Source organism: Vibrio sp. E150_018 (assembly GCF_053544035.1).
In genome coordinates this window covers 168,559-194,018 of the sequence record NZ_JBHGNY010000003.1, presented here as the reverse complement: position 1 = coordinate 194,018, position 25,460 = coordinate 168,559, and the positions used below count along the sequence as shown (strand labels likewise).

Here is a 25,460-nt window from a genome sequence, read left to right as displayed (position 1 = left end):
TCACTAATTTTAGTGTGGTAAAAATGTTGGACGGTGTTATAACAAAATATAAATCAAATTTACAGCCATTGCCTAAAAAACAGCCTAATTTAATCGAAATTAGTCTAATTGAAGTGAAGATCTGTTATTTTTGCTATTTTGAACACAATCGAACAAGCTTAAATGCATTATTTTGAATTTGCTTTTTATAAGCCTTTATATTTCTCGATTCTTTGACAGGAGTGGTATGCCAACCAAACACCTATTCTACCCACAACCTCGTTTACCTATTTGGAGCCAATATTTTTTATGGGCTTGCCTTCTTATAGTTTCATTTGCCATTGATAGTCAACTAAATAGTAAAGTTGCCGGTCTATTTTTTCTTACTTGTTTAATTATCGGCTTAGCCATTAAGCATTATGTCTATGGTCAAAAATTAGGATTTACCCTTACCGAAACGCATTTTCAGCAGCACTTATATAAGGGTGGTTGGGTATTACGTTGGCATAATATAAAAAGAATCGACACACTAGATTATAGTATTCAAGGTTGGACGACATCGATGCCTTGGATAGGTATTGAGATCAAAGATTATCAAACTTTCATCAATACGATTAGCCCTAAAGTCATTACGCAAATACTGCTGCATCAACGTAGCTTACTTTTCCTAGGTCTCAAACAGCATGGCCAACAACATGAACTGGAAGATCACATCATTAATGACAAGCCTTTTCTATATTCAGATGGGAGTAACGTGAAAGGCCTAAAAGCCATGCTTGCCAATAGAATGAAGATTCAAAAACAGTTGTGGGGTTATGATTTATTTATTAGTGAAAGTGATGTTATTACATCAAAAGAAGAGTTTGTAGGCTTGGCTCGCCGCTATCTTGCGGCAAGCCATAGTGACGCTAGTCTTTAATATGCACTTTTCCTAATAAAGTGGCATTTCGTCAGCAACAAATGGATTGGATTTTCTTTCTTGACCAAATGTTGATTCAGGACCATGACCCGGAATAAAACGCACATCATTACCTAGTGGCCATAATTTGGTTTTAATGCTGTTAATCAAGGTCGTATAATCCCCTTTAGGAAAATCAGTACGACCAATCGCGCCATTGAATAGAACATCTCCAACAAAGGCAATGTTGGCAGACTTACTAAACAAAATAACATGTCCTGGAGTGTGTCCCGGTGTATGAATCACGTCTAATGACTCTTCGCCAAACTGAATTACGTCACCTTCTTGTAGCCATTGTGTTGGCTCAAACGGGTCGATAGGTGGGAAACCAAACATTTGGCTTTGATTCATAAGACCTTGTAGCCAAAATGCATCATCAATATGCGGCCCGATAACAGGGACACTCATTTTCGCTTTCAATTCTGGCGTTCCGCCAACATGATCTAAATGCCCATGTGTCAGTACGATTTTTTCTAACGTCACACCAAGGGTATTAATAATCGTCACTAGATGATTGACTTCACCACCGGGATCAACGATCACTCCTTTCATGGTTTGATCGCACCATACTATTGAACAGTTTTGTTGAAAAGGAGTGACAGGGACTGATTGATATTGAAGGCTCATTGGGGATTTCTCTAACGATTCAAATTTTCGAAACTATGCCAGTTAAGTATAAAATTAGCAATCTTAGCAAACCCCCACCCTTTCTATTCTACTATTGAGGTAGATACTGAATCACCATATTGGCTTGCGACCATATCTTCCATTGGCCATTTTCTTTCTTGAAAACGACTAAAATTTGCATTCGGTTATTCGCGAACACTGCCCCTGAAACTTTGGTTGTTTCTAACCATAATTTTGCATAAGCATATTCATTATCTTCACCTACAAATTGAAAATCTTGTAGTTGATAGTCTAATTCATAATTATCGAAGATCGGTAATAGCACTTGCTGAGTTTGTGGATAGGATAGAGACTGAGAATGCATAGTATTCATATAATCTGCTATTTTTTCATTTTTAGTAGCGGTAAGATTATCTTGTAAAACTTGATAAACTTCCTGACTAGTATCCGCTAAAGCTTTGACCGAAAACAACATCGACAATAAAAGCCAGTAACATCTAAATTTTACGTTCATATATTTTCCTTGATTATTTGGGTATAGCTGTCCAATGGTTATCCCATAAAATATGGGATTGGTTAGCACGCGTTTTTTCTAATCGTAATCGTTTAATCGTTTCTCCCGAACCGGAACTAATATAAAAATAACCATTGTGTGAAATCGCACCAGACGCGCCAGTTAAACTGTTTAGCTCTAACAATTGATTTTGTGATATAGACCATATACCGTAACAATTGCCCGGCGGAGACGTTGCTAGAACATAATCATCAACCACGGCAATGCTAGCAATATAATGATTAAATCTTGCCCATTCTTCCGGTTCAGCATTTAAGTTGGTTAATTCTCCCCCGACTTCTTGCATGGCGATGAGTGCGGGGTAATCATCAGGTTCGCCTCGGTACTGCTGACCGCATAGGACAACACCATCATGGTTATACCCCAAATGACGAATACTCAGCTTTTTATCGCTAAGTCCTACTTGACTGGTTATGACTCCGTTGCGATTCATTCGTGTCAAACTTGGCTGCATTGTCTCTAAATTGAGTGGTTCTCTGCCTTGGGTATGTACACCACCAACGCCAACAGCATAACTTCCATCATCTAATCGAATAATTTCATGCGGTCCAATGCCGATACCATGCCATTCATCCACTTTTTGATATTCTGCTGCCACATCATAAACACCAATCAGTCCTTGGCTTGTATCACGAACACCTTCCGTTGCGAGCAACCAACGTCCATCTTGGCTAAATACACCATGACCGTAAAAGTGACGGTCTTGAGACGCATGAATCAAAGTTTTCTTTTCACCCGTCAAATAGTCAAACACTTGGAAAAAATGCCCTGGGCGACGAGCAAAAGCTACGGCATCAGTAAAGCCCATCGTACTTTCCTGACTAATTGCTACACCATGTGCTCGGTCAGGCAGCGATAATTTAAAAATGGCGTTGCCTTGCCAATCAGCGACTACCGTGTAGTACTGTTTATTATTCCCTAATGCATTTCCAATGAGTACTGGTTGTGAATAACTGGCTTCAGAAAAAACTTTTAAGCTGAAACCTGCAGCAGAGCCTACTCCTGTAAGTGCTGCTAATATCAATAACTGTCTTCGTTTGAGATCAATTGGAGAATGATTACTCATAGGCCCTTAATCTCCATCTGTGGAGTTAAACCCAACCACAATCCCTAATTCAACGGCAGCTTCATCATGAAATAAATATTTAAGTCGCTGTAGTTTATTTTGTTGCGTTAATGCTTCTCGGTAACCATCTTTGGTTTGCAACATATCAAATAAGCTTGCTTGAGCCGGCCAAGTCTCTAGGGTTTGCTTAAATTGCGACTCGAGGCGGTCGGCTAAATCGCTTAAGCCTTTTTCTCTCAATAAACGATCAAATCCAGCACCTTCGGCTAAATACAGTTTATATAAAGCATCTATATTCGATTTCATTAATGCTAATGATTGTTTAGAACGCCAACTCTCTGAAAAGTAAGCCCTTGGATGTCCAATTTTTGCTAAAGGTCGCTGTATTTTTTGTAATAAGAAATCGAGTTGATTCATAATAAGCCCCAGATATTCAGCTGGCCACTGAGACTCAGGTAAAGCTTTCCACGGATTGTCTTGCCATGCGGCATTGATCTCTTCTGCATGATTGGTCAAGTTATCGCTAATTGATAAAGCAAGTTGGCAATAGGATTTATCTTGACGAGAAAACTCGGAATGTTCATCAAATAATAACCACTCCATTGCCCCTAAGCCCTGCACTGTCACGCTTTGCTCTTTTATCGATTCAACTCGCCATAAATCTGGATTTTGTAAAATCTGATTCATTTTTCTACCAGTGATATCTTTTTTATCTGGCCAAAATTGAATCGTCCAACTGAGATCGAGCGCTTTCTTTGGCCCTTTACCTTGTCCTTGTAATGGCATCCAACTATGCATGGTCTCCAACCAGCTCACTTGTACCGTCGCAAGCTTTTCAACTGAATCCGCCTGACAATATTGATTCAATACTTGATTCAGTGTGTTTGTGTGATTTAAAAACGCTTGAGTCTTCTGTTGTTCATACCGTAGAACAGAGATTTGAGAAGTGCTTTTTGATATATCGCTACTCTGGTCTTTATCAAAGGACATTCCATAATAGGTAACGCTTCCGACCAATACACAACTAGTCACAGCTAAAATGATCTTATTCATATTTAGTCCGTTATCTTAAAGAGAGTTTAAAAATGCAATTAATGCATCTCGATCTGATTTGTTTAATTGCATCACTTTTTGTTTGCTCAATTCAGCTTCTCCACCATGCCACACAATCGCTTCCATCAAGTTTCGGGCGCGCCCATCATGCAAAAAGTATTGGTGACCACTGACCTCTTCTGTATAACCAATTCCCCAAAGTGGTGGGGTTCGCCATTCTTGGCCATTCGCAAGAAACTCAGGGCGATTATCTGCCAACCCTTCACCCATATCATGTAAGAGTAAGTCACTATAGGGATGAATAGTTTGTTCTGACAAAGAAGGAAGCTCATCACGCTTAGCTGTTTTTAATTCTGGAATGTGGCAAGAGGCACAATCAAGCTCAGCAAATAAGACTTGTCCACGTTGAACAGCAGGGTCATTGGTATTACGACGAATTGGTACAGCAAGGTGTTGTGAATAAAATTCGACAAATTTCATGATCTTATTACTCACTTCTGCATTTTCACTATCTGCACTATTCCCATTTGGTAACTCAGAACAAATGGTTTGTTTTGGTGAGCAGTTTTCATTGGGAAACAATGTGCTGGTTAAACCGAGATCACCATTAAAGGCGGCTGCATTTTGTTGGTTCAAAGTTGGCTGTCCTGCCTTCCAACCAAATCGCCCCACCTCTGTGGATTGTGTTTGTACATTCCAGACTTGGTTTAATTTACCTGAAACCCCTTGGCCACCTTTTAACTGTTGCTCCGCAATATGTTCCAGTGTTTCAACTGGAATCGATTCCAATAATCCTAAACCAATCATTGGAGGGGCAACGCGTGCCGATAACATAGTCTCTGGGTGTAATTCACCATAATTTAAATCATGCAAAGTTAAGTGAGGTTTTCTTAGTTCAATTTCTTCACCATCTTTAAAGCTTAATTTAAATGTTTCATATTCAATTTTCACTTTGCCTTCAGGCTTAGCGTTAGGAATGGCAAAATCTTCAAGTTGATCGCCATAAGTCGGTTCAGGAATGACTCCCGATATGATCACTTGTTGTTTTTGATTTGCGGTTAATGCTGGAATGCTCATTCTTACTAGCATAGAGACCACTTGATCTTCGCCTTCTTCTGGCGGATGGCCTCTCCCGTCTTTGATATGGCAATTCTGGCAACCATTGGTATTAAATAACGGCCCTAAACCATCACGTGCATCCGTCGTTGCCGGTGCTTGTACCCAAGGGTTACGAAAAAAACTATTACCGACACTAAAATCTAAACGCTTTGAGATAGGTAAATTATTAGCAGGCATGGAATAGGCATTGTTACCTTGCTTATTTGTACTGGTATCACCACCAGATTTAACACCATAAGCAGAGGTAGTAAATGGAAAGAGTAAACATGTAAATGTGAGGATAAAAGAAGGTTTCATGGTACATCCTGTAAGGGCTCATTTTTAGAGCCCTTGTCCATTTTCTATTGATTAAAACTCGTGATCCGCATTATCTGGAGTCAAGCTGGTCACTCCAACTAAACCAGCTGCTTTTTCAATCGCTTCTGTTTGTTTTACTAATGAGTTAATCGCGTTATTGACTAATTCATTTCCAGATTTATTATTCGCCGCAATTAGCTGATCAAAATGTTGATTATTATTTTCAGCAGACTCAACCAATTTATGAACACTGGCGCGCGTCTCTTCAAACTGTTTTGCTATTGTATCTGCCGCAGCTTTATCTTTATCAGCAACGAGATCTTTAATGCTGGCACCCTTCACTTCACTCCCATCAACTCGTGTATAAGAGCCGTTAAATACGTTATAAATCCCTTGTTCATTATAGAAATGCGAGTTATGTGTATTATCTGAGAAACAGTCATGCTCATCTTCTGTAGAGTTGGCTTCTAATGCCACTTTCATACGTTCACCAGCAAGCTCACCCAATGATAACGAACCCATTCCAAATAGCATTTTACGCAAACCTTCTTCAGCAGGTTGTTGTAATAAAGCGCTACGGTAATTATCTTTACCTTCTGCCGCCCATTGACCTTTCATCCAATCCAGATCTTGAACGAGAAGCTGTGAAGCTGCAGATAAATATTGAGCACGGCGCTCACAGTGACCATTAGTACAGCCTTCGCCTTGGATATAATCGGTATAAGAACGTTCACCAGCACCGGCTTCCGTACCGTGTAGATCTTGTCCCCATAATAAAAATTCAATGGCGTGATAACCCGTCGCAACGTTCGCTTCAGAACCAGCGAGTTCATTTAAACTTGCCAATAATTCTGGTGTGATTGTAGAGGCGTCAATTTTGTCTGCGCCCACTTGAATGGTTTTGTTTGCAATAATATTGGCTTGAGCACCTTCATTGCCTAATTCGTGATGGTAACCATCTGCAACATAATCAATTAAGCCTTCATCAAGTGGCCATGCGTTTAACTGCCCTTCCCAATCATCTACGATGGCATTACCAAAACGAAAAGTTTCTGATTGTTGATAAGGAACACGCGAAGCCAACCAAGCTTTGCGTGCTTGTTCTAAAGTGTCAGCTGAAGGTTTTTCAATTAAAGCATCAATAGCTGTTTGTAATTGCTGAGCTGTAATATATGCATCATCAAAGACAGCATAAGCAATATTGGCGTAGTTCGAAACCACATCTTTCGGTACGGATGCAGCAAAAGCGGTATTGCCTGTCACTAGAAGGCTTGAAATGATCAGTGAAGAAGTTCGAATATTAAGCATGTCTCATCCTTGTATAAATCACACGAGTGAAAATCATTATCACTTGCAGTTGGGTTTGAGAATAATACTTACTTACAAGTTTTTTACAACTGTTAAGCATAAAAAAGGCCTCTACAATGAGAGGCCAGAGGGGCTGTTGTTCTTTGATGGTTAAATTTTATTCAATATAAAAGTTTTTTGGTCATTTTTACTATGTTCTCGGCTTAGTCGTGCAGGCTAGCTACACGACTAAGCCTATACTTTGTAAGCAACTCGCAGCGAAAATTATAACCAAGGACCCACAGTTCTTAAGGATTAATCAATCAAATTTAAGTCGATGTTTGCCGTGTGAAGCTTTAGCTTTAAGATAGTTTTCATTGTCATGTTTGATATGCACATGAGTTGGAATCACTTCTTCAAGCTCAATCCCAAACTCTTGAAGCTCTTTCATTTTTTTCGGATTATTAGTGATCAACTTTATTTTCAAAATGCCTAGCGCTTTCAGCATTTGTGCCGCTTCAGAAAAATCACGTAAATCATCGCCAAAGCCTAAATGATTATTCGCTTCGTAAGTATTCATGCCTTGACTTTGTAAGCGATAAGCATCAATTTTATTATATAGGCCAATCCCACGCCCTTCTTGACGTAGATACAATAAAATCCCGCCATTCTGTCCCATTTTCTCAACAGTTTCATCTAGTTGCTCACCACAATCACAACGCGATGAATGAAAAACATCACCCGTTAAACATTCTGAATGCATACGAACTAAAGGCGCTTGGGGGGTTTTATCTGCTGATTTAAAAATAATTGCGATATGTTCTTTATCCGTTTTTAAGCCTGTAAAGGACAATATTTCAGCATCAATTTCGCTTTTTTTACCTACTTTTAAATCCACTCTGGCACGAACTTCCGCCATATTCTTTCTCACTTATTCTTATAATATTCCCTCGATATTTTATCTTAAACCGACTCTAAACACAGATAAAAACGAGGGTTATATCACATTGACCAATCAATATTGTTATACTATTACATTAGATTAACTAATCAAGTAAAACCGACTGAGTTTAAATATAAAAAAGCCGGAAGTATCACCTCCGGCTTCTATCTTTCGTATAACTACAAGAAATTACTCTTCGTCGTCGGTATCAGCTTGAGCTGCAGCATCAGAAGATGTAGATTGCACGTCGTCAGTATCACCAACCTCTTCCACTACAGTTTCTAATAGTTCTTCTTCTTCCACTTCTTCGATACGTTGTAGACCTACAACTTTTTCATCTTCTGAAGTACGAATCAGAGTAACACCTTGAGTATTACGGCCAACTTGGCTTACTTCCGATACTCGTGTACGAACAAGTGTACCTGCATTGGTGATCATCATAAACTCATCAGCTTCAAGCGCTTGGATTGCGCCAACCACTTGTCCATTACGCTCAGATACTTTAATCGAGACAACACCTTTAGTACCACGCCCCTTAGTTGGGTATTCCGTGATAACGGTACGTTTACCATAACCATTTTCCGTTACTGTCAGAACATCACCACCATCATTTGACGGTACAATCAATGACACAACTTGGTCGTTATCTGCAAGACGAATACCACGAACACCTGCTGCGGTGCGGCCCATTGCACGAACATGTTCTTCACTAAAGCGAACCACTTTACCCTCTTTCGAGAACAACATGATTTCATCTTCACCTGATGTGATATCAACTCCAATTAGAGCATCATCATCACGTAGGTTAACGGCAATCAAACCATTTGAACGAACATTAGCAAAACTTGCTAGAGACGTTTTCTTAACCGTACCGTCACCAGTTGCCATGAAGATGAACTTATCTTCAGAAAACTCGTCAACACGTAAGATAGCAGTGATGCGTTCGTCTTCTTCTAACGGTAAGATATTAACGATTGGTTTACCACGAGCATTGCGACTTGCAAACGGTAGTTGGTATGTCTTCAAGCGGTATGTCTTACCACGAGTTGAGAAACAAAGAATATTATCGTGAGTATTGGCGACTAGTAGGCGTTCAATGAAATCTTCATCTTTCATCTTAGTCGCGCTCTTTCCTTTACCACCACGGCGTTGAGCTTCGTAGTCACTTAATACTTGGTACTTAACGTAACCTTCGTGAGAAAGTGTCACAACAACATCTTCTTGAGCAATCAGCTCTTCCATATCAATATCATGGCTTGCTGCTGTGATTTCGGTACGACGAGCATCACCGAAACCTTCACGAACCGCTTCTAGTTCTTCGCGAATCACTTCCATCAAGCGTTCTGTGCTCGATAAAATATGAATTAATTCAGCAATTTCATCTAGAAGTGCTTTGTATTCATCTAGGATTTTTTCGTGCTCTAAACCAGTTAAACGGTGTAGACGTAATTCAAGTATTGCTTGTGCTTGCTGTTCAGTTAGGAAGTATTGACCATCGCGGATGCCATAGTTGTCTTCTAACCAATCAGGACGTGCGGCATCAGTACCAGCACGTTCAAGCATTGCAGCTACATTACCAAGATCCCAACCACGAGCCACTAAGCCCGCTTTCGCTTCTGCTGGTGTTGGAGCATTACGAATCAACTCAATGATTTCATCAATGTTGGAGAGAGCCAATGCAAGTGCTTCTAAGATATGTGCACGGTCACGAGCTTTACGTAGTTCAAAAATAGTACGGCGTGTGACTACTTCGCGACGGTGATCAACAAAGCACTTCAACATTTCTTTTAGGTTGAATAACTTCGGCTGGCCATTATCTAGCGCAACCATGTTAATACCGAAAGTCGTTTGTAGCTGAGTTTGTGCATATAGGTTATTAAGAACCACTTCACCTACTGCATCACGCTTACATTCAATAACAATACGCATACCGTCTTTATCTGACTCATCGCGCAATGCACTGATGCCTTCCACTTTTTTGTCTTTTACTAACTCAGCAATTTTTTCAATCACACGAGCTTTGTTAACTTGGTATGGAATTTCAGTTACAACAACCGTTTCACGGCCATTTTTATCGGTATCAATATGCGCTTTAGAACGCATGTAAACCTTACCACGACCAGTTTTATATGCGTCGATAATGCCTTTACGACCACTGATTAAAGCAGCTGTTGGGAAATCTGGCCCAGGAATGTGCTCCATCAATTCATCGATAGTTACATCTTCATTATCAATATAAGCCAAGCAACCATCTAACACTTCACCTAGGTTATGTGGTGGGATGTTAGTTGCCATACCTACTGCGATACCAGAAGAACCGTTCACAAGTAAGTTTGGAATTTTCGTTGGTAAAACGGCTGGGATTTTTTCTGTGCCGTCGTAGTTATCGACGTAATCTACCGTTTCTTTATCTAGGTCGGCTAATAACTCATGAGCCATTTTAGACATGCGAACTTCGGTGTAACGCATCGCCGCCGCAGAGTCACCATCGATAGAACCAAAGTTACCTTGGCCATCAACAAGCATGTAACGAAGTGAGAATGGTTGAGCCATACGTACGATCGTATCGTAAACCGCGCTATCACCATGTGGGTGATATTTACCGATTACGTCACCGACTACACGGGCTGATTTTTTATAAGGCTTATTCCAATCGTTACCCAGAACGTTCATTGCAAATAAAACACGGCGGTGAACCGGCTTCAAACCATCACGAACATCTGGAAGTGCACGACCAACGATGACTGACATCGCATAATCAAGATATGAACCTTTCAGTTCATCTTCAATATTTACTGGCGTAATTTGTTTAGCTAAATCGCTCATAGAGCCATTATCCCTCTATTCTTTTTGATCGCGTACTTCATTACAAATAGCGATACGCACAAGGTCTAAAAATATAACACAGAAATCATAAATCCGGCATCTATTTCATGGCAGTTTTAATCACTTGGTGGTTACTTCACGCTTTAACTGCAGAAAAATTGAGCTAGATTCAAATTTATGCTTTTTATCAATCACTTTAACTTTCTCAATTTCACAGTCAGGATTTCATTGCCCTTCTCTTTCCTGATATATTAATCACATCTTGATGACTTGAAGAATGACCAATATGACGACTAAACAAAACGTTGATCCTGCCGAAATCAAAAAATTTGAAGATATGGCTTCTCGTTGGTGGGATTTAAATGGTGAATTTAAACCATTGCACCAAATCAACCCACTTCGCTTAAACTTTGTACTTGATAGCGCACAAGGGCTATTTGATAAAAAAGTACTTGATGTCGGCTGTGGCGGAGGAATCCTCGCAGAAAGCATGGCGAAAGAAGGCGCGGATGTCACCGGTCTTGATATGGGTAAAGAACCTTTAGAAGTGGCGAGGTTACATGCACTAGAGTCTGGCGTGACGCTTAACTATATACAAAGCACGATCGAAGATCATGCAGATCAATGCCCGCAAACATACGATGTAGTCACTTGTATGGAAATGCTAGAACACGTCCCCGACCCTCTATCGGTTCTCCAAGCGTGCGCACGATTAGTCAAACCAGGCGGCCATGTGTTCTTTTCGACATTAAATCGTAATCTAAAATCTTATCTGTTTGCCATTATAGGTGCCGAACAAGTGATGAAGATAGTACCGAAAGGCACTCACGATCATAGTAAGTTCATCCGACCTTCGGAGTTATTAAAAATGGTCGACTCTACATCGCTTCAAGAACAATCCATCACTGGTCTACATTACAACCCACTTACAGGTAGCTATGCATTAGGTAAAAACGTTGATGTGAATTATATTATTCACACGCAGAATAAGGCTTAATTTCACGCTCCTTATCACAAAAAACGCTGACCATAAATCAGCGTTTTCTTACATTTATTTCTTTATTAAATGTGCTTGATCATCCACAAATTCCACTGCTAATTTCGGAATCATTTTCTTTTAAAGATCAAGCGAAATATTTTTTCTCTTGGGTATTAAATCATCATATTGGATCTTCGGAAAATCCCTATTCAAGGAATACGTTAGCGCATAGGTTAGTGCCTACTTACAGAAATTTTTCTATCCAAATGTTATCCACAACTTGATAAAAATCCAAATCTTGAAAGTCATGTCTTTTCGCACTATCTTGTAACTCAGCTATAGGGGCAACCCAACATATAGTGTTTAACCTTCGAAGTAAGGTAGAGCGAGATCAGCATAAAAAGCTAGCCAATACCATAATAATTCAATGTTGCAGCTTAGAATTCATCTAGTTTAGGGAACGCATTTCGAATGAACGAACAATTGACAGTCACAAAACGTACTGGACAGAAAGAGTCGATCGATCTTGAAAAGATCCACAGAGTGATCACATGGGCAGCAGAAGGCCTGAACAATGTTTCTGTTTCGCAAGTAGCGCTAAAAGCCCATATCCAGTTTTACGATGGCATCACCACTTCTGATATTCATGAAACTATCATTAAATCGGCAGCCGACCTTATTTCAGAGCAAAGCCCTGACTATCAATACCTAGCTGCGCGTCTAGCGGTTTTCCACCTTCGTAAAAAAGCCTATGGTGAATTTGAGCCACCAAAATTATTCGATCATGTTTCAAAATTGGTTGATATGGGTAAATACGATAAGCATTTATTAGAAGATTATACTGCTGAAGAATTTTCAGTATTAGATAGCTTCATTGATCACAATCGTGACATGAACTTTTCATATGCTGCGGTAAAACAACTTGAAGGTAAATACTTTGTTCAAAACCGTGTAACAAAGGAAATTTACGAAAGCGCCCAGTTTTTATATATCCTTGTTGCGGCTTGTTTATTTGCCAAATATCCACAAGAAACTCGTTTAGAATACATAAAGCGTTTTTATGATGCGGTTTCAACCTTTAAGATTTCATTACCCACACCAATTATGGCTGGTGTTCGTACCCCTACTCGTCAATTTAGTTCATGTGTATTAATCGAATGCGGTGACAGCTTAGATTCAATCAATGCGACAGCAAGCTCTATTGTTCGTTACGTATCTCAACGTGCAGGTATCGGTATTAATGCTGGTCGTATTCGTGCACAGGGTTCTGAGATCCGCAACGGTGAAGCTTTCCACACAGGTTGTATTCCATTTTATAAATACTTCCAAACGGCGGTTAAATGTTGCTCTCAAGGTGGCGTTCGTGGTGGTGCTGCAACCGTGTTCTATCCTATTTGGCACCGTGAAGTCCAGTCTCTTTTAGTACTGAAAAATAACCGTGGTGTTGAAGAAAACCGTGTGCGTCACATGGATTACGGTGTACAGTTAAACAAGCTGATGTACGCTCGCTTGGTCAAAGGTGCAAACATCAGTTTGTTTTCTCCATCTGATGTACCTGGGTTATATGATGCATTCTTTGAAGACCAAGCTAAGTTTGAAGAACTTTACGTTAAGTATGAAGCTGATCAATCGATCAAACGTGAAACCATTAAAGCGGTTGAATTATTCTCACTATTAATGCAAGAGCGTGCTTCAACAGGCCGTATCTACATTCAAAATGTCGATCACTGTAATACTCACAGCCCATTTAACCCAAGTGTTGCGCCGGTTCGTCAATCTAACTTATGTTTAGAAATCGCGCTTCCGACCAAACCTCTAAGTAATGTTGATGATGAAGAAGGCGAAATTGCCCTATGTACTCTATCTGCATTTAACCTAGGTGAAATTAAATCACTGGATGACTTTGCTGAATTGTCGGATCTTGTTGTACGTGCGTTAGATGCCCTACTTGACTACCAAGACTACCCTCTTCCGGCCGCTCGTAAAGCAACCATGAACCGTCGTACTCTAGGTGTTGGTGTCATTAACTACGCTTACTACCTTGCGAAAAATGGCGTGAAATATTCAGATGGTAGTGCAAATGGCCTAACACACCGCACTTTTGAAGCAATCCAATACTACTTGCTGAAAGCCTCGGTTGAATTAGCCAAAGAGAAAGGTGCATGTCCATCATTCAATGAAACGACTTACGCAAAGGGCATTCTTCCAATCGACTCTTATAAGAAAGATTTAGATGCCATTTGTGATGAACCACTACACCTTGATTGGGAAGCGCTACGCAGCGAAATTACCACTCACGGTTTACGTAACTCTACCTTAACCGCGTTAATGCCATCTGAAACTTCTTCTCAGATTTCAAACGCAACCAATGGTATTGAACCACCACGTGGATTCGTTTCAGTGAAAGCATCAAAAGATGGGATCTTGAAGCAAGTCGTGCCAGAATACCAAACACTTAAAGATCAATACGAACTACTATGGCGTATCCCATCAAATGATGGTTACTTACACCTAGTCGGCATTATGCAGAAGTTCGTCGACCAATCTATCTCTGCCAACACTAACTACGACCCTAGCGCACAAGCTAATGGCAAAGTACCAATGAAGTTATTGTTGAAAGATCTGCTAACTGCATATAAATATGGCCTTAAGACACTTTACTACCATAACACTCGTGATGGTGCGAGCGACGCTCAAAATGATGTAGCAACAATTGTTGAAGATGATGATTGCGCTGGCGGCGGTTGTAAGATCTAATTAAACACTTGAAATAACGTAGCCTGCTCTGTTGCAGGCTGCTTTCATAATCACTACCCAAGAAATCGCTCAGTGACTACTCTCCAACATATCACTAGCGCATGGATGGTCACAGACCGTTCATTTAAGAGGTTAACATGGCTTATACAATTTTTAATCAGAAAAAAAATGACCAACTCAAAGAGCCGATGTTCTTTGGTCAATCAGTTAACGTTGCACGTTATGACCAACAAAAATTTGAGATTTTCGAAAAACTAATCGAAAAGCAATTATCGTTCTTTTGGCGTCCTGAAGAAGTTGACGTATCAAGCGACCGCATTGATTACAACAAGTTACCTGATCATGAAAAACACATTTTTATCAGTAACTTAAAATATCAAACACTGCTTGATTCTATTCAAGGTCGTAGCCCAAATGTTGCTCTGCTGCCTCTTGTTTCCCTACCAGAATTAGAAACGTGGATTGAAACATGGTCATTCTCTGAAACCATTCACTCACGTTCTTATACACATATCATTCGTAATATTGTGAACGATCCTAGCGCAGTATTTGATGATATCGTTGAAAATGAATACATCGTAAAACGTGCTCGTGATATTGCCCATTACTATGATGAACTGATCCGTTTAACCAATGACTACCATCGTCACGGTGAAGGTATTCATGTTCTCAATGGCGAAACCGTTGAAATCAAACTTCATGATCTGAAAAAGCAACTTTACCTTTGCTTAATGTCGGTAAACGCACTAGAAGCGATCCGTTTCTACGTAAGCTTTGCATGTTCATTTGCTTTTGCAGAACGAGAGTTAATGGAAGGCAACGCAAAAATTATCAAACTGATTGCTCGTGATGAAGCGCTTCACTTAACCGGTACTCAGCACATGTTAAACATCTTACGCAATGGTCAAGATGACTTTAGCTTTATGCAAATTGCTGAAGAATGTAAGCAAGAGTGTTTTGATTTATTTAAACAAGCCGCTGAGCAAGAAAAAGAATGGGCAGAATACCTATTCAAGGATGGTTCTATGATTGGCTTAAATAAAGATATTTTATGTCAGTACGTTGAGTACATCACGAACATCCGTATGCAAGCGGTTGGCCTTGATGTTGCTTACCCTGAAGCCACCAGCAACCCGATCCCTTGGATCAATGCTTGGCTATCATCCGATAACGTACAAGTCGCCCCACAAGAAGCGGAAATCAGTTCATACCTAGTAGGTCAAATTGATAATGAAATTGGCTCTGATGACTTCGGAGATTTCGAACTGTAATGAAATCACTGCAAATCAATGGGATCACTCAATTGAATATCGACCCACAACAAACCCTACTTGATGCGATGGAAAAAGCTGGTCTTGAGCCTGAATTTCAATGTCGTGATGGTCACTGTGGCGCTTGTAAATGTGAGTTAGAATCTGGTGAAGTGGAATACATTGGATTTGCTTTGGCTTTCACCCATCCTAAAGAAATTCTGCCTTGCATCTGTAAAGCAAAATCAGATGTTGTGCTCAAGAATGTTCGCTACCAATCAGTAAAGAAAAGAGCCTAACCTCATTCTTCACTTTACTCATATAAACAATTAATACTAATAAATAAACGGGCTTGTGATTAATTCGCAAGCCCGTTTTTATCTAATTGAAGCGAGTATAATTAAAAGTCGTAGCTGATACTTACTGTGGTATATATTTCATCATTGCTCTTATCTGAAGCAACATCAGTGTTATAAACATATTCTGCATCAAGTATTAAAGCAACATCACCCACTAAAATGTTCTTTAAATTCGCTCCTAGGGTATAAGTGGTATTCGATTCACCGTAATCGACTTCAGCATCACCACCAATAGATAAAGTATCGGTTATCTTGGTTTTGGCATTAAAGAAACCATTGGCAATAATGTCTTCATTCACTTGGCTTGGATGATCGACATCACTAGATTGACGCTTGCTATAACGGTAACCTGGGCCACCACCAATATTCACTTTTGTCGTTTCCGTATTGACTAACGCTCTTTCAATACCCGCGGTAACAGAATAAACATCACGATAAGTTTCAAACTGATCATGTTCATATTGATTATCAACAAACGCTTTATACTTGTCAGCAATTTGATAAGAAAGTTTATAACCTAAATCATACTTATTCGTGCCATCTTCATCTGAATCAGACGTTTTCGTATAGTAACTACTGCCTGAAAAGTCATGAGTCCATTTCGCTTTCTCATACTTCAACCAACCACCGGTATTGAGAGAGGTCGACGTTGTAGAAGCATTAGAATACAGAAAGCCAAGCTTTGCTCCACCGCTAAACTGCCCTTGTTCCATTGATATAGCATCATCCGAAGCAAGAGCTGAAGCAGAAGAAAATAGCAGCGCAAAAGAAGATAAATAAAGAGTTGATTTCATGCGAAGCACCTTTTGTTAAATATGCGGGCACAATATTTAAGATAGATGTCACATTTGTCATGTAAATGTCATGCAACTGAAAAATAAATCTCATTTGATTAATTTACAATCAAAAGTTAACCCTCAATAAAAGCCAAGCGTTCAAAATGGCTTAACGTTGCTAACATACTGGTTTGTTGCAAGTATCTTCTCACCATATCTAGCATCACGGTAGACAATAATATCTGTTGAGATTTCAGCGGGTAGTCTCGTGTCAATGAAACTTGCTGAGCAAAATGATATTCAGCAGAAATCAGAACTAACGCGATACTTTTATCTTCCATTTTGAAGCTACCAACCACAATATCCGATTGGGTATCCTGACGGTATTCATCAGAAATCAATAGTACATCTTGTAATTCTGATAATGGCTGTGCTTTATTATCAACCACACTTTGTACGAACTGCTCTTGAGCTTTTACATCAAGTGATAAGCTACGAGCGACTTCCCCACCGGTCACTTGTTCTAATGCCGAAATCTGAGTATGGCTTTGTTCTAGTAAATGACCAACCACAACAATTAAAGGTTGGTTGATTGAAAGCGTAAATTCGGCTAACTCGCCACTAATAATCTCAATCACTTGTTCGATATTCGGGTCTTGATAAGGACTGAATATTTTCACTTCAATAAACGGCATATAAGAACGATACCCTAAGCTAAACCCATCAGGTAATTTCACCGATTTCAAACGATCAGCAATTCCCGACTCACCAAGACCAAAGGTATAAAGCTTATTACATTCCAGCCTTTCGACATTGGGAAAACGTTGCTTCAAACGCGGTAAAATTTCATCTTTTGCCATACGTTTGAATTCAAACGGCACACCAGGAGTAAAAAATACCACCGAATTATTAAGCTCGATACTAAAACCACAAGCCGTACCCACCGGGTTATTGATCATCTCAGCACCAACAGGCAGCATCGCTTGCTTATCATTACTTGCCGCCATTGACCGACCTAGTCGAGCAAAATACTGAGTCATAATCTCTAACCACTCTTGATTAAGCTCTAACTCCACGCCAAGTGCCTTTGCCGCAGCTAATGCGCTAAGATCGTCAGTTGTAGGGCCTAACCCCCCATTCACAATTACGACATCGTTTTTTAGGCTTAACGCCGTAATCTCGCTTGCTAATTCTTCTAACTGATCACCGACTGTACTGCGGTAATGAATCGCAAAGCCTTGTTCAAAAAATAATTCCGATAACCAAGACGCATTGGTATCAACAATATCACCATGCAAAACCTCTTCGCCCGTACTCAACATTGATACCTTAATCATCCTAATTCCTCTTATGTATTATTTTTCTCAAGCGGCATTGATTATCAATTCAAACACAACAGGGCACAATTTAGTAGCTTACATCAAATAAAAATAACGTCGCCCTACTTTATACCCAAATAGCTGTACTAAAATAAATAATATACATGTAAAGCTACTTGGTAGGAGGACATTATGGAAAACCATACCGTATTCATTGCCAACGTTTCAGGCCACGCCACCCCGCAAACACTACAGCACCTTGCTCACGTAACTCATGAACATAGCGGTAGTTGGATTATTAGTAAAATTAATTACCTCGATGATCAAATTGCAGGATTAATCAAAATTCAGTGCCCTGAATCAAGCCTAGAAATGATTCAAATGGCATTTGACGAAGCCTCAGGTTTACAAGTTAACTTTGTCCAATCACAAGAAAATAAACACGCAGAAGATGACGTGTATGAATTACGTTTTGATAGCCAAGAACAAGCAGGGATCATTCAAGAACTCACTCATATCTTAGAGCGAGAACGCGCTAATATTTTAAGTATTGATACTCAGCGCCTATTCCTCGCAGGTAAAAATGGCATCAGCGGCAACCTCTTTACATCACAATTCAGTATTACTATTCCAGAAAAAACGAATATTAAAGATGTGATTGCCGAGCTAGAAGCGATCACCCAAGGCACTCGAGTCATTGATGTGACATCTATATTGTCGAAATAAGAGTAAAAATTAGAATGGGTAAAACGGACTTCGCGACTCTCAACGAAGTCCTTTTTTATTAATGCCCTAGCGCTGAAAGATCAAACTCTAACTCACTAGAATCTAATACGGTTAACGTCACTTTATTTTTATCGGTACCCGTTAAATCAATATTGGTACAAGGGCTAAACACGAACCAATCATATTGATAGGCAAGTGAATAACGAGCCTCTCCCAAGTGAATCACATCGATAATTTGAATACCATTATCATTAAGTGCTCTAGGGTCGATGTAATCTAAATTTGGAATTAACTGGCGTTCAATTTTATCTTGGTTCTTTATCAGAAAATCTTTCAAGAGATTTGCCGTCACTTCACCGTGAGAATCAATAACACCAGAATAGATAATTTTCATGAAACGATATCCCTTTTTAATACAGGTAGCAGCACTCTAACGCCCTACCTTACAGAATGCAAAAAGCCGCGTGATTATTTAACCGACCACTGAGATAGTGAGCGTTTGAAGTCTTGATAATCGAATTCGTTCAGTTTTTGGAATTCGCCATTACTACGCTGGCAATAAATACTTGGCATTTTTAGACCATTAAACCAATTGAGTTTCACCATGGTATAACCTGCGCTATCGAGAATATGCAATCGCTGACCTATTTTTAATGGCTCATCAAATTTAGCGACACAAAATTGATCACCGGCAAGACATGAACATGAACCAATCACATATTCATGCGCACCATTTTCAGAAGCTTCACCAATTGATGCTGGTTCATTGTAGATCAACGTGTCTAAACGATGCGCTTCGGTCGCTGAATCGACAATCGCGGTCTTCATGCCGTTTTCAACGATATCAATAACAGTGACAACCAAATCAGCGGTTTTAGTAATAATCGCTTCACCTGGTTCAAGGTAAAGTTGAACGCCATGTTTTTCGCTAAATGATTTCAACGCTTGTGCCAGTTTTTCAACTTCATAACCTGGCCAGGTAAAGAATACTCCACCGCCCAGACTTACCCAGTCAAGCTTATCAAGGTAGGCACCAAAACGTTGTGAAATGCTATCTAGTAATTCAATGAAGTCACCGGCTGACTTGTTTTCACAGTTCATATGAAACATGACGCCATCGAGTTCATCAAACAACTCACTGGTTAACTGGGCTTCTTGTACTCCTAAACGAGAGAACTGACGAGCGGGATCGGCTAAGTCTTGTCCTGCACGGCTCACACCCGGATTTAGGCGCACACCAATCGATGTTTTTCCTTCCACCAAATGACGATGCGCATTAAGCTGGCTTAAGGAATTGAAGATCATTTTGTCACAAATGCCAACCACTTGTTTTACATCATCTTCACTATAACCCACGCTATACGCATGATTTTCTTTACCAGAATTCTCACCACCAAAAGTTTCATGGCCAAGCATCACTTCGTAAGGCCCACTACTGGTTGTGCCATCAAGATACGGTTTGATGATGTCAAATACACCCCAAGTTGAAAAACACTTCAGCGCCAATACTAGCTTTACACCACTCAGCTCTTTTAAGCGCTTCGCAATTTCAAGGTTATGGATAAGTTTGTCTTCATTAATCATGAAGTAAGGGGTTGGAAGGTTGTTAGGCATAGGTAATTCCATAGAACGATTTTCGAGCACTGCGTTTCTCGTATCTAGAGCGCGATGCTTCTCGAAAAAGATATAAAACAGCCATAACGAATGCTATGGCTGTTGTTATTAATTGAGTCTGCTAGTTAGCTCGAGTAACGAAACATGAGCAACGAGATACGGCTTTACTTTAGAATATTAATCTTCGGCTGACCCGGTTCTAACTCTTGAACATGCCAATCAAGACCGATGCTTGGCATTGTTTCTAGGAAGCCATCAGGGTCAAGTTGTTCCATATTGAACACGCCTGCTTCATTCCAGCTGCCTTTAAAGTACTGTAGAGCAGCAGTAATGGCTGGTACACCGGTGGTGTAGGCAATCGCTTGATGTTCAACATCTTGGTACGCGACTTCATGATCGGCATTGTTGTAGATAAACACGCTGCGAGCTTTACCATCTTTTGTACCTTGTACCCAAGTACCAATACACGTTTTACCTGTGTAACCCGGTGCGAGTGATGTTGGGTCTGGCAATAACGCTTTCAATACTTTAAGTGGTTCAACTACCGTGCCATCTTGTAAGGTCACAGGATCTGGGCTTAATAGGCCGATATCTTTCATGCAGTTGAAGTAGTTTAAGTAAGTATCACCAAAGCCCATCCAGAATTCGATACGTTTTGCGGGAATGAATTCTTGCATTGAACGTACTTCATCATGCGCCATTGAGTACACTTTAAACTCACCACAATTTGGGAAATCGAATTCAAGCATACGAGTATGACATGGTACTTGTTTCCAACTACCCTCTTCCCAGTAGAAAGAATCGCCTTGAATTTCAAGCATATTGGTTTCAGGATCAAAGTTGGTGGCAAACTTCTTACCGTGGTCGCCGGCGTTAACATCCATTACATCAATGGTGTCAATTTCATCAAATAAGTGCTTAACAGCGTAAGCGGCAAACACACTCACTACGCCCGGATCAAAACCTGCCCCTAGAATACCTGTGATACCCGCTTCAGCGAATTTTTCACGGAACGCCCACTGTGGATCGTAAGCTTCTGGTACTTGCTGACCTTCACTGCATAAATCCACCGCTACTGAAGTATCTAGGTAAGACACTTTCGCTTGATAGCACGCTTCCATAATCGTCACGTTCACCCACGGAGGACCGGCATTAATGACTAGATCAGGTTTAACTTCATTAATGAGTGCTACTAAAGATGCCACATCATCGGCGTCTACAAATCGTGCTTCTAATTTCTTCGATGGGTCTTTAAGGTTGTTTTTACCTTTGATCGACTCGATGATTTTTTCACATTTCGCAATCGTACGAGACGCAAGCGTAATATCACCTAATACATCATTGTTTTGAGCCGCTTTATGAGCAACAACCCAACCAACACCACCTGCGCCAATTTGTAAAATAGACATCTTTAAGTCACCTTCCTTCTTAGGAGTTATAAAACTATTTGAAGTTAATGAAATCAACCCACCTCATACCTTGAGCACCACCAGCGTCAAACCATAAAATAGATATCTTTCAGTCACCTTCCTTATTAAGGGTTAATCAATTACTTTTCGTTCTAATAGAACAATTAAAAATAAGTATAAGAAAGGGCAGATTGGTCTGAATACTGCCCAGAACATAAATTAATGAGTTAATGCATTTTCCGCTGTAAGCACTTGAGCCAATTCTGTCACATCATTTAGTAATGCTTCAAAATCACTCAAGGTTAAGCATGGATTCAAAATCGTGAATTTCAGCGCTGCTTTACCATCGACAGTGGTTTCACCCAATACCGCCACACCACGAACCAAAGCTTCGATGCGAATTTGACGGTTTAAGTCATTTAACGCTTGCTCGTTCAAGTTAGCATTGCTGTAACGCATTAATACCGTTGAAAGTGCTGGTGGAGCCAGTAGTTCAAACGCGGCATTATTTGCAACCAATTGCGCCACTTCATGGGTTTGATCGATCAAGTGATCGTACATTTCACCTAATGCTTTAGTGCCGACACTTTGCATTGTCATGAATACTTTCAAAGCATCAAAACGACGTGTGGTGGCCATTGACTTATCAACTAAGTTTGGCAGTTCATCGGTTTCACGGTTTAGGTAATCAGCGTGATGCAGCAAGTACTTAAAGTTGGCTTTATCTTTCACCAACACAGCGCCACAGCTAATTGGTTGATAGAACAACTTATGGAAGTCAACACTGATTGATTGAGCGCGCTCAATGCCCGCTAAACGGTTTTTATGACTACTTAGAATTAACGCGCCACCGTAAGCACCATCAACATGCAGCCACATATCATGAACTAATGCTAAATCGGCTAAGGTGTTTAAATCATCAATCGCGCCGTGATCGGTCGTACCGGCAGTGCCGACCATCGCAAATGGAATTAAGCCTTCTGCTTTTAATTGGTTTAAGGTGTCGGCCATCGCATCGGTGTTAATCGTGCCGTCGTTATGAGTATCCACACAAACAACCGCGGCTTCACCTAAACCCATTAATGACGCTGTTTTTTGTACTGTGAAGTGAGATTTCTTCGAACATACGATACGTAATTTGTCGGCGTAATCTGGTAAACCTAACTTTTGAATCGAATGCTGACTTAACTTATCGGCAATCCAATCACGAGCCAACAATAAGCCCATTTGATTACTTTGCGTACCACCACTGGTAAATACGCCATCCGCGTTATCCCCCATGTTGTAACGGTCACATAACCAGTCCACCACTCGCTGCTCAACATAAGTGGCTGCCGATGCTTGATCCCATGAATCCATAGACTGATTCAAAGAAGCAATCATGGCTTCTGCTGCAATCGCCGGTACTAATGGCGGAGTATGCAGGTGAGCAATACAATTTGGATGCTGAACAAAAATAGAATTCTTCGCCACCAAGTTTGTTGCGCTGTTAATGACCTGCTGCAAATCGCTGTTACTAGAATCAAGATTGACTGCTTCGATTTGCGCTTTTAACAGCTGAGGTTCAATACCTGAATAGGGTTTATCTACCGCTTCAAATACTGCTTTCATTGCTTGAGTGGTTTGATTCATCGCTTTTTCAAAGCTGTCTGCACCGTGTGCGCCAGTTTGAATAAAGTGCTGTTGCCAACTCAGTTGTTCTAGTGATGGATGCTCAATTGTTTGTTTAGTTGGATCAATACCACCACCTGCCGCGATGATCGCTTCTTTTAATGTTTTCAAAGCGAAATCAATTTGCTCAAAACTAATGATCACAGGCGGTAAGAAACGTAATACCGAGCCATCACGACCACCTTTTTCAATCATCAAACCACGCTCTAATGCTGCGCGTTGGATCTTAAGCGTTAATTCTGGCGCTGATACAGGCTCACCAAACTTATTCAATTCACCACTTGGATGCACTACTTCTGCGCCAAGCATCAAACCTTTGCCGCGAACTTCCGCAATACAGCCGACTTCTTGTTGAATTTTTTCTAATCCAGCACGTAAGTATTGCCCCGCCACTTTGGCATGCTCAACTAAGTTATCACGTTGAATGATTTCCAATGCTTTCGCGCCAGAGACCATCGCTAATTGGTTTCCACGGAAAGTACCAGTGTGTTCACCTGGATTCCAAGTATCAATTTCTTTATTGAATACCAAAATAGACATTGGTAAACCGCCACCAATCGCTTTTGATAAACAAAGAATATCTGGTGAAATGCCTGACTCTTCAAAAGCAAAGTTATGACCAGTTTTACCCACGCCGCATTGAATTTCATCAAAGATCAATAAGATGCCATGCTCTTGAGTAATACGACGTAATTCGCGTAACCAAAACGCAGGTGCAGGGATCACTCCGCCCTCGCCTTGAACGGGCTCAACAATAATTGCAGCAGGCTTTTGAATACCGCTTTCATCATCATTTAGCATACGTTCGATATAACGAATATTTTGCTTAGCACCTTCATCGCCACCCATACCAAACGGGCAGCGTAGGCTATATGGAAACGGCATAAAGTGCACGTCAGACATTAAGCCAGTACGACGCGCTTTAGTACCTAGATTCCCCATCATTCCCATGGTGCCATTGGTCATACCATGATAAGCACCACGGAAGGCAATCATGGTGTTACGGCCAGTCGTCTGCTTAGCCAGTTTAATTGCCGCTTCTACTGCATCGGCTCCTGATGGACCACAAAATTGAATCACTGAGTTTTCGGCAAAATTCTCAGGTAGGAATGATTTAACCTGCTTAATAAAACGATCTTTTGCTGGCGTCGTAATATCTAAAGTTTGGTAAGGCAGTCCCGTATCAAGCTGCTCTTTTAATGCTTGGTTGATTTCTGGGTGGTTATAACCCAGCACCAAGGTTCCCGCGCCTGCTAGGCAATCTAAAAACAACTGGCCACGGGTATCTTCAACTAAAGCGCCATAAGCACGTTTAATTGCGATAGGTAAACGACGTGGATAAGAACGAACCGCTGATTCATGCTGTTCTTGATCCAGTAACACTTGATCAAGGGCAAGATCGTACACACCATCAACATAAGGAATATTGGTGGTGAATGGCATTTGGGCTTGGTTAAGCTCAAAATCAAAAGCAGTGGTCATTGATAAACCCTTAAAACGGTATTTACTCAGAAACTTAAAGCTACAGACGTGATCATCAACGCTGCAGTTTCAAATATGAAGAGTATTGATATTAAATACTGACTGAATTACCAGCCAAACCGACTTCAATGAAAATAAGTCATTACTTCAAATTGAAGACACTAAACACTAGATATAGCTATGAAATACCAATCAAAATGAGTAACGGGGCGAGATTAGCGTAGGAAAAAATCTTGATAACAAGGCATAAAATTTCTGTTAGTAGTGGGTCTACATACACTTTTTTATAAACAGAAGTTATAACGCAGTTAGCGAGCTTTTTAACAAGCTAAAATGAGCCGTTACTCGTTGCGATTGGTATACAAACTCAAGGTTCCGTTATATTTGAA

At 40.4% G+C, this 25,460-nt stretch carries 20 protein-coding genes; 6 read left to right on the top strand and 14 right to left on the bottom strand.

What is annotated here, in order from left to right:
- The first annotated feature begins 226 nt into the window (after nucleotides 1–226).
- The gene (locus tag ACE3G9_RS05645) at nucleotides 227–898 is read left to right on the top strand and encodes a DUF2982 domain-containing protein (protein WP_417878854.1); all 672 of its coding nucleotides are present in this window, start codon (nucleotides 227–229) and stop codon (nucleotides 896–898) included.
- Nucleotides 899–910: 12 nt separating this feature from the next.
- Here the strand turns inward: ACE3G9_RS05645 and ACE3G9_RS05640 are convergent, their stop codons facing one another.
- The 8 genes from ACE3G9_RS05640 to gyrA form a co-directional block, all read right to left on the bottom strand.
- On the bottom strand, nucleotides 911–1,564 hold the full coding sequence (locus ACE3G9_RS05640; protein WP_417878853.1) for an MBL fold metallo-hydrolase: 654 nt from the start codon (nucleotides 1,562–1,564) through the stop codon (nucleotides 911–913).
- Between the two features lie 91 nt (nucleotides 1,565–1,655).
- Nucleotides 1,656–2,078: a hypothetical protein gene (locus ACE3G9_RS05635; protein ID WP_417878852.1), complete on the bottom strand. Its 423-nt coding sequence runs from the start codon at nucleotides 2,076–2,078 to the stop codon at nucleotides 1,656–1,658.
- 13 nt (nucleotides 2,079–2,091) lie between these two features.
- Nucleotides 2,092–3,204, bottom strand: coding sequence for a DUF1513 domain-containing protein (locus ACE3G9_RS05630; RefSeq protein WP_417878851.1), 1,113 nt, complete (start codon nucleotides 3,202–3,204; stop codon nucleotides 2,092–2,094).
- Between the two features lie 6 nt (nucleotides 3,205–3,210).
- Nucleotides 3,211–4,257 carry an imelysin family protein gene (locus ACE3G9_RS05625; protein WP_417878850.1) on the bottom strand — a complete coding sequence of 349 codons (1,047 nt, stop codon included), beginning with the start codon at nucleotides 4,255–4,257 and terminating at the stop codon, nucleotides 3,211–3,213.
- 15 nt (nucleotides 4,258–4,272) lie between these two features.
- On the bottom strand, nucleotides 4,273–5,673 hold the full coding sequence (locus ACE3G9_RS05620) for a di-heme oxidoreductase family protein (RefSeq protein ID WP_449218646.1): 1,401 nt from the start codon (nucleotides 5,671–5,673) through the stop codon (nucleotides 4,273–4,275).
- A gap of 51 nt (nucleotides 5,674–5,724) precedes the next feature.
- Complete coding sequence (locus ACE3G9_RS05615; protein WP_417878849.1) at nucleotides 5,725–6,981, bottom strand: imelysin family protein; 1,257 nt, start codon at nucleotides 6,979–6,981, stop codon at nucleotides 5,725–5,727.
- A 298-nt stretch (nucleotides 6,982–7,279) separates the two neighbouring features.
- The gene (locus ACE3G9_RS05610; RefSeq protein ID WP_417878848.1) at nucleotides 7,280–7,879 is read right to left on the bottom strand and encodes a GTP cyclohydrolase II; all 600 of its coding nucleotides are present in this window, start codon (nucleotides 7,877–7,879) and stop codon (nucleotides 7,280–7,282) included.
- Nucleotides 7,880–8,092: 213 nt separating this feature from the next.
- On the bottom strand, nucleotides 8,093–10,729 hold the full coding sequence (gyrA, locus tag ACE3G9_RS05605) for a DNA topoisomerase (ATP-hydrolyzing) subunit A (protein WP_417878847.1): 2,637 nt from the start codon (nucleotides 10,727–10,729) through the stop codon (nucleotides 8,093–8,095).
- A gap of 286 nt (nucleotides 10,730–11,015) precedes the next feature.
- Here gyrA and ubiG point away from each other — a divergent pair, with 286 nt between their 5' ends.
- The 4 genes from ubiG (at nucleotide 11,016) to yfaE (ending at nucleotide 16,014) form a co-directional block, all read left to right on the top strand.
- On the top strand, nucleotides 11,016–11,726 hold the full coding sequence (gene ubiG, locus ACE3G9_RS05600; RefSeq protein WP_449218645.1) for a bifunctional 2-polyprenyl-6-hydroxyphenol methylase/3-demethylubiquinol 3-O-methyltransferase UbiG: 711 nt from the start codon (nucleotides 11,016–11,018) through the stop codon (nucleotides 11,724–11,726).
- Nucleotides 11,727–12,179: 453 nt separating this feature from the next.
- Nucleotides 12,180–14,465, top strand: a complete 2,286-nt coding sequence (gene nrdA, locus ACE3G9_RS05595; protein ID WP_417878845.1) for a class 1a ribonucleoside-diphosphate reductase subunit alpha — start codon at nucleotides 12,180–12,182, stop codon at nucleotides 14,463–14,465.
- Nucleotides 14,466–14,602: 137 nt separating this feature from the next.
- The gene (nrdB, locus tag ACE3G9_RS05590; RefSeq protein WP_417878844.1) at nucleotides 14,603–15,736 is read left to right on the top strand and encodes a class Ia ribonucleoside-diphosphate reductase subunit beta; all 1,134 of its coding nucleotides are present in this window, start codon (nucleotides 14,603–14,605) and stop codon (nucleotides 15,734–15,736) included.
- On the top strand, nucleotides 15,736–16,014 hold the full coding sequence (gene yfaE, locus ACE3G9_RS05585) for a class I ribonucleotide reductase maintenance protein YfaE (protein WP_089122837.1): 279 nt from the start codon (nucleotides 15,736–15,738) through the stop codon (nucleotides 16,012–16,014). Before nrdB ends, yfaE begins: the two co-directional genes overlap by 1 nt.
- A gap of 101 nt (nucleotides 16,015–16,115) precedes the next feature.
- On the opposite strand, the gene ACE3G9_RS05580 is transcribed toward yfaE, so the two are convergent.
- Nucleotides 16,116–16,868 (bottom strand): DUF481 domain-containing protein, encoded by a 753-nt coding sequence (locus tag ACE3G9_RS05580; protein ID WP_417878842.1) that lies wholly within the window; start codon nucleotides 16,866–16,868, stop codon nucleotides 16,116–16,118.
- Between the two features lie 116 nt (nucleotides 16,869–16,984).
- Complete coding sequence (locus tag ACE3G9_RS05575; protein ID WP_449218644.1) at nucleotides 16,985–18,187, bottom strand: CinA family nicotinamide mononucleotide deamidase-related protein; 1,203 nt, start codon at nucleotides 18,185–18,187, stop codon at nucleotides 16,985–16,987.
- Between the two features lie 174 nt (nucleotides 18,188–18,361).
- Here ACE3G9_RS05575 and ACE3G9_RS05570 point away from each other — a divergent pair, with 174 nt between their 5' ends.
- Nucleotides 18,362–18,895 (top strand): glycine cleavage system protein R, encoded by a 534-nt coding sequence (locus tag ACE3G9_RS05570; protein ID WP_449218643.1) that lies wholly within the window; start codon nucleotides 18,362–18,364, stop codon nucleotides 18,893–18,895.
- Between the two features lie 58 nt (nucleotides 18,896–18,953).
- Here the strand turns inward: ACE3G9_RS05570 and ACE3G9_RS05565 are convergent, their stop codons facing one another.
- The 4 genes from ACE3G9_RS05565 to ACE3G9_RS05550 all read right to left on the bottom strand — a co-directional run bounded on the left by ACE3G9_RS05565 (nucleotide 18,954) and on the right by ACE3G9_RS05550 (nucleotide 25,071).
- Nucleotides 18,954–19,289, bottom strand: coding sequence for a hypothetical protein (locus tag ACE3G9_RS05565; protein WP_449218642.1), 336 nt, complete (start codon nucleotides 19,287–19,289; stop codon nucleotides 18,954–18,956).
- A 74-nt stretch (nucleotides 19,290–19,363) separates the two neighbouring features.
- Nucleotides 19,364–20,509, bottom strand: a complete 1,146-nt coding sequence (gene nspC / locus ACE3G9_RS05560) for a carboxynorspermidine decarboxylase (protein WP_449218641.1) — start codon at nucleotides 20,507–20,509, stop codon at nucleotides 19,364–19,366.
- 164 nt (nucleotides 20,510–20,673) lie between these two features.
- Nucleotides 20,674–21,918, bottom strand: coding sequence for a carboxynorspermidine synthase (locus tag ACE3G9_RS05555; RefSeq protein ID WP_417878837.1), 1,245 nt, complete (start codon nucleotides 21,916–21,918; stop codon nucleotides 20,674–20,676).
- Nucleotides 21,919–22,137: 219 nt separating this feature from the next.
- On the bottom strand, nucleotides 22,138–25,071 hold the full coding sequence (locus ACE3G9_RS05550; RefSeq protein ID WP_449218640.1) for a diaminobutyrate--2-oxoglutarate transaminase family protein: 2,934 nt from the start codon (nucleotides 25,069–25,071) through the stop codon (nucleotides 22,138–22,140).
- Between the last annotated feature and the right edge of the window lie 389 nt (nucleotides 25,072–25,460).